We start from the raw sequence: 6,048 nt of genomic DNA on the forward strand, positions 1-6,048 counted from the left end.
CGCTCCCTTTCGAGCACTGGCGGCAGATCTGCTCGACGAACCCCCTGGAGCGCCTGAACCGAGAGATGCGTCGGCGGATGGACGTTGTGGGGATTTTCCCGAATCGAGCGTCGGTGTTGCGTCTGGCAGGAGCGATTTTGCAAGAGCAGCATGAAGAGTGGCTGGTGTCGCGGCGATACTTCAGTTTGGAGTCAATGGCGAAACTGAAGCCCCACCAACCGCTTCTGGCAGCCGAGGTGGTGTTACAGAAATAGCGTGTCAGAAGGGGGCGTGCAAGCACGCGCACACGGAGGCTTTGCCCTCATGGCTTGGAATCGACCGGCGAGCGCAAAGTCAAGGGCGTCCGAAGGACGAGCGAAGCGTCCCTTGACGGAGCGCGAAGGCGGTCGATAGGGTTCCGAATGGGACAAAGCCGACCGATGTCACACAGTAGACACAAACGGTGATTTTACACCTCTTGACGGGACGTGACCCTCCAGGTTCATCACCAAAAGCGTGAGCGCGATGACGGTTTCACTCGTTCTTTGAAGGCGTGTGCGAACAAGGCCAAGCCCATAAAAGCGCTTGCCCTCGCCAAACTTTCCTTCAATCGTATTGCGTTCTCTCGTATCCTGCTTTTCAAATTGAGCCTGTTCACTTCGGGAAGCCGGTGAAGGCCTGCCCAAAGGCGGCCCACTTAAGCGAATACCGCGTTCCTTGCAGTACTTGAGGTTCTCTCGGGTGCGGAAGATCTTGTCAGCCAGAATGGCTTCCGGATAATACCCGTAGCGCTTCCGGTAGGCCTCCGCTGCTTCCTGCAAGAGATGTCCCTCATGAAAGTTGTTCCACGCCAGATGTTCAAGCCGTGCATAGCCATCAACCATGCTGATGGCTGCCTTGGCGCCAAATTCGACATTTGCCCGTGCCTTGCCCCGTACGATCGGGCGCACATGGGGCTGTGAAATGCTGACGATGCGACCGTCCATGCGTTTGGTACGCTTGCGGTACATCTCTTCTTGTTGGCGATACAGCTCTTGAATGACGAGCAGGTCCCGGTACTGTTTCCGACTGAGCACCTGCAGTCCGATTTCGTCCTTCAATGTCTCGATGATTCGAAGGTCCCGCCTCACGTAACGCAGTTGTTGCCCAATCGCCTTGCGCATGGTGTGCGGCTTTACGCGACGCCTTTTGGCCACCGCAAGGTATGCCTTTCGCGCTTTCTCTCGATACGTGCGAGGCTTACGCTTCCCCGGTTCTCGCGCTTGATGCATCCAATCGATCATAGCTTCCAGTTTTTCCCGCGCTTCATTGAGCAAAGCGAGATCGGTGGGATAGGCGATGTCCGCCGGAGCACAGGTGGCGTCGAGCAAGAGCTTCCCCTTATTGGACGCAAGTTCTCCATGCGTGGACTTCGCTGGGGTGTTCGGCGAGCATGAGGACGCTTGTTCACCAGGAGCGCCGTGATCGTCATCGTCATGATCGTCATGATCATCATGACGACAAGCGGCGTTCGAATCGTTGGCTGGGGTGCTCTTTGCTTCCTCTTCCTCCAGGATCCACTCATTGACTTGCTGGAGAAGATGGGCATCAAACCGCTTGCGAAAGTGCGTAAGCAGCGAAGGGTGAAACGGTGGCTCCTCCTGAAAATGAGGGAGTCCTAGGAAATACTGAAGGTATGGGTTCTCTGTGATCTGCTGGACGGTTTCCCGGTCGCTTAAACCCAAACGTTCCTGAATAATGAGCGCTCCCAGCGCCACACGAACGGAATATGCCTTCTGGCCACGCGTTGAGGATTGAAACTGCTTTTCGTAGTGCTGCTCAACCTTCTACCAGGGAATCATTTGCGCGAGTTTTACCCAGCGATTGTTTTTATTCAACTTTCCACCGAAAGGCAAAAAGAAGTCATCCGGCAAAATCATCTGTTGTTCGCTTGATGCATACATCAGACAACACCTATGTGCATGGATTTTGAGGGATTAAGCACGAAATCCTTGTACTTGATTTCTCCATCAAGAGGCTGAAATCCTTCTCAGTAAAGGGTTTTTCGTTCGTTCAGCAGTCCCTAGCTTAGAGCCGAAAATCCCTTGACAGAAGATCATCCGTTTTGTAAAATGAGTTCAAGCTTTTACAATTCAATCCTTGAATCTTCGTGAAAACCTTCTTATCCAGAGCGGCGGAGGGACTGGCCCGATGAAGCCCGGTAACCGTCTTGCGGGGAGGCGACTTCGGTGAGGGCAACGGCCGCAAGGCACCTCGTTCGATCGCCAACCGGTCCACGGGCCGCTCATGGGTGGTGCCATGGATGTGGACGTTGGCCACGGTATCACACCACGCCAGGGCCTGCCGGTTCAGGTCATTCAGATCCGTGAATCGAACCGCGGGCCAGAAGTTGCCCTTGACGTCCTTGATGCCGCTTTCCACCCGGCCCTTGGTTTGGGGGCGGTAGCCCTGGCAGAGCCGGATCCCAAAACCCAGCTGCAGGGCAAAGTCCAGAAAGCGTTCATTCCACTTGGGTTCGCCCTTCTCGTCCAGCCCCAACACCACCAGCTTGGTCCGGTCGTACAGGCACGTTTCGGGCACTCCGCCGAAGTACCGGAACGCGTTCAGATGGCAGCGGATGAAGGTCGCGGTGTCGGCCCGGTCGACAAACTCTACGTACAGGGCCCGTGACCAACTGAGCACCATCGCGAAGACCCGCTTTCGCCGGACCGTACCGTCCGGCAGCGTATAGGCACAGCTGCCCCAATCCACTTGCGCCTCATGCCTGGCTGCGTCTCGAACCGGACCGTGCCAGGGATGGATCGGGGGCGACGCAGGGGCCGGACGAACTCCTTGAGGATGGTGTAGCCCCCCTCGTAACCCTGGGACCGCAGCTCGCGGAGAAGGACGACGCAATTTTCCACTCCTTCCGCGACCCGTTGCAGGATAAACGCTTTGTACGGGTCGAGCTTCGAGCCGCGAGCCGCCCGAGGTGCCGGCTTGGGCACCTCGGTGGCGCGCAAGTACCGCCGCACCGTGTTCCGGGAGATGCCGAGGATTCGCGCGATCTCCCGGATGGACCGACCCTCGCCATGAAGCTCGTATAAGCGTTTCACCTTCCCACCTCCCAGCATGTTGCCGAGGACACCTCCCGCTCCGTGGCCGGATTCGGAGGGTGTATTTGCCGGGGAGTGGGTCAGTTCCTACTTGGCGATCCCGGGTCAGTTTAACACCGGCGATGACATTCGCGGCACCCTGGCGGAGTGGTCGTTGGATGCACGGGGATGGCTGGCAGCATTCCTCGCCGAGGCGAGCCGACGGCAGGGGATAAGTACTCCGTTGATCCTCACGGCGACGCGAACTAAGGAGCCTGTCAACCGTGTCGGTCGACGTCGATAAACGTTGACCGCCGGGAGGGGATCCGGTCTTCGACCACCCCTTCGCGCCGCTCGACCTGGTGTGCATCGTACCGGTCGCCGCGCTGCCGCCGTCTGAACGTCAGTTGCTTCGTGACTCCGGACCCGTTAGCCTGAGTTTCAGCAGCCCGATGCATGGTCTGGTCGGAGAGGTGGTGTCCAAATGTGATGCGGTGGGATTAGCCTGCCCGGCGTCGTTCTGCTTCTTGGCACGAAAGGGGGACATTGATGAAGTATCGAGGCTATCGAAGCTGGCGATCATGGCTCGCATGGTTGGCCTGGGTATCGTTTGGCCGCTTCCAAAGGGCTTTGTCAGTATCTGTCGTCGTGACGATGAGTGCGGTACTACTCGCAAACTCTTGGATCTTTGTCACTGCGGCCCATCCATCGGTGCCCGCTGCCGTGCCCACGGCCGCCCCTGCAGGTGACGTGGCGGGCTTGGAGGAATCCGGTCAATGGGGGAGCAGTACGGACGCCACGGAGGCGCTTCGTTTCTGTAAGTTCTATACGCGAGGCGACTATGTCCACAGATCTTCAACAGGCATCGCAGCGTCTGCGCACGGGTGGTGGCAAAACGTTGACTGTCCTGCCACATACGCCGTTGTTACTGTGCAACTGCAGGAGTATTACAGTGACGGTACTTGGAGAAATGTTGGGGAGCCAGGCCGTAAGACGGTGAGATCCGGTGGCGGTGCTGGTAACCGGGCGACCGCACGTGTGGACTGTCTCAGCACTAAGCTAACGGGATGGCGGAGCGTCGTTGACGTGGACCTTGTCGGCGTGGCCGACGACCCTAGGAAGCTCTACACGCCGGCTGTCAACATTGAGTGCCGGCGATGATGCAAGGCGGTTATACGAACATGGAACCTTCCAGGTACCCTGGCATGCGGCCCACTATTACCATGTTTGCGGCTCTGTACGGCGAACTGGAATTGCATCCGTGGTACGATCCGCTCGTTGCCACTGAAGACGCGTACAGCCTGTTCTACGCGCGGTCGTCTGCGATGGGCTGGCTGGCTGGGGCTAGGGAGCATACTTCCGGCGGCCTCTGGCACATGAACGACGCTGGGCTGGATCTAGACTTCCGATCCAGCCCGGCTCGCATCGCCTGGTTTCAGGTAGCGCTGGCCGAACCGGTTCCTGTTCCCGCTGACCGGCCGCTGCCGTTGCAGCCATTCCTCTCGTGTGCGGGCGACGTAGTGGCCCGCATGGGCAAGATGCGCCTGAAGGCGGTGCAAGTGGTGCTGCCCGTGCACAGCCTCGACGCGCCAGCGGGCGCCTCGTCGCGCCTGGACGCTGTGGGAGCGCTGCTCCAGGCCACCGGCTGGTTCGCCGATTGTGCCTCCCGCTTCCGGACAGAGGTGCGAATCACGCTGGAGGGCGGCCAGGATTCGACCCTCCCCTCAGCAGCGCCCGAAATGCTTCAGTGGATGCAGGGAATCAAGCAGGACGTCTTCACGTGTGATTCGCACTCCCTGGTGGACGAAGACGCCGTGCATCTGGAGCCCGGCATCCCGAACCACCTGTGGCTCGGGCCTTCTCGACACCGGGTCACGTTTCGCGGCACCCTGTCGGAGTGGTCGTTGGATGCACTGGGATGGCTGGCAGCATTCCTCGCCGAGGCGAGCCGACGGCAGGGGATAAGTACTCCGTTGATCCTCACGGCGACGCGAACTAAGGAGCCTGTCAACCGTGTCGATCGACGTCGATAAACGGGCTCTAAGCTAAAAAGTGTGGTTGCTCAAGCAGGAAAAAGGCGGTCAAAGCGCTAATGGGATAGTCATCAACAACACACCACATCCCAAGGAGGCTCCGACCGCCTATGAAATAGTCTATTGGGCACGCTCTCGGTCTTCAAGGCCGGATCATCTATCGCCTTGAGCAAAACGAGCAGAGCGTCGATGTGTATGCCGGGCGGCCGAAAAAGGAAGCGCGCTGTCCCCATTGCCAGGCCATCAGCCGTTCTGTTCACAGCGTTCGTCAAAGTGGCGACGTAAACTGCACACGTGGGTGGATCAAAAGCCGGTCTATCTCTGGATTCGGCCGCGGCGGTTCCGCTGCCTTCTGTCGGAAGGGGTTTACGGAGACCTTCCCCGGCATCAAGCCCTGGGCCCGGATGACGGATCGGGCGATGGCCATGCTTTTCGGTCACCTGCGGGACCTAGCCCCAGCCGCGTGGCCGAAGAGGCAAACCTGAGCCCCGGAACGATTCGGCGCCTTTTGCTTCGAGGCGTTCGTTTCCGCCGAGCATCGAGACGCTCCTTGCGGATCTTGAGGAGGTCGTCTTAAGCATCGACGAACACAGCTTTCGCGGACAGGCCGTGTATCACGGTGACCTGCGTTTGGCCCGAGAAGCGACTTCCCTCCTTTTGCCGGACGATCGGCTTAGGACGCTGGAAGCCTTTTTGAAGCGCCTTCCGGAATCCGTCCGGAAAAAGATCCGGGCGGTGACGATCGACCTCAAGGAGAGCTGGAAGAAGCTGATTCAGCGGGTCCTTCCGGAAGCGCGTGTGGTGGCCGATCCGTTTCACGTGCTTCAGGATGCGAGCCGCCGGGTGGATGAGGCCCGGCGGGTGGAAAGATGCACCGGCCACCGTCTTCCTGCCGGCCGCTTCGCAAAAACGAAGCAGACCTCACCGAGCATCCGGCGAAAGAGGCGGCCACGACCCGCTGG

At 59.1% G+C, this 6,048-nt stretch carries 4 protein-coding genes and 2 pseudogenes; 3 read left to right on the plus strand and 3 right to left on the minus strand.

Translation table 11 applies throughout. The features are described 5' to 3' along the window. The coding region (locus SA87_RS09255) for a transposase (RefSeq protein WP_211264213.1) at nucleotides 1–254 on the plus strand (254 nt) is incomplete at its 5' end. A gap of 219 nt (nucleotides 255–473) precedes the next feature. Here the strand turns inward: SA87_RS09255 and SA87_RS09260 are convergent. From SA87_RS09260 to SA87_RS14455, 3 genes and pseudogenes are all read right to left on the minus strand, one after another. Then, nucleotides 474–1,922 (minus strand): annotated as a pseudogene (locus SA87_RS09260) (IS5 family transposase); the annotation flags it as partial. 124 nt (nucleotides 1,923–2,046) lie between these two features. Next, nucleotides 2,047–2,874: an IS21 family transposase gene (istA, locus tag SA87_RS14450; RefSeq protein WP_354667512.1), complete on the minus strand. Its 828-nt coding sequence runs from the start codon at nucleotides 2,872–2,874 to the stop codon at nucleotides 2,047–2,049. Nucleotides 2,875–2,981: 107 nt separating this feature from the next. Further along, nucleotides 2,982–3,092, minus strand: a pseudogene (locus SA87_RS14455) (helix-turn-helix domain-containing protein); the annotation flags it as partial. Nucleotides 3,093–4,276: 1,184 nt separating this feature from the next. Here SA87_RS14455 and SA87_RS09270 point away from each other — a divergent pair. Beyond that, the gene (locus SA87_RS09270) at nucleotides 4,277–5,086 is read left to right on the plus strand and encodes a hypothetical protein (protein ID WP_211264215.1); all 810 of its coding nucleotides are present in this window, start codon (nucleotides 4,277–4,279) and stop codon (nucleotides 5,084–5,086) included. 630 nt (nucleotides 5,087–5,716) lie between these two features. After that, on the plus strand, nucleotides 5,717–6,048 hold a 332-nt coding region (locus SA87_RS09275; RefSeq protein WP_245637703.1), incomplete at its 3' end, for a transposase.

It is taken from the genome of Hydrogenibacillus schlegelii (assembly GCF_001653195.1).
GTDB classification, from domain to species: domain Bacteria; phylum Bacillota; class Bacilli; order Thermicanales; family DSM-22653; genus Hydrogenibacillus; species Hydrogenibacillus schlegelii.

What these genes read in the sequence shown, in the direction of transcription:
- SA87_RS09270 (WP_211264215.1), top strand. Translation starts at nt 4,277, where the DNA reads ATGTTTGCGGCTCTGTACGGCGAACTGGAATTGCATCCGTGGTACGAT.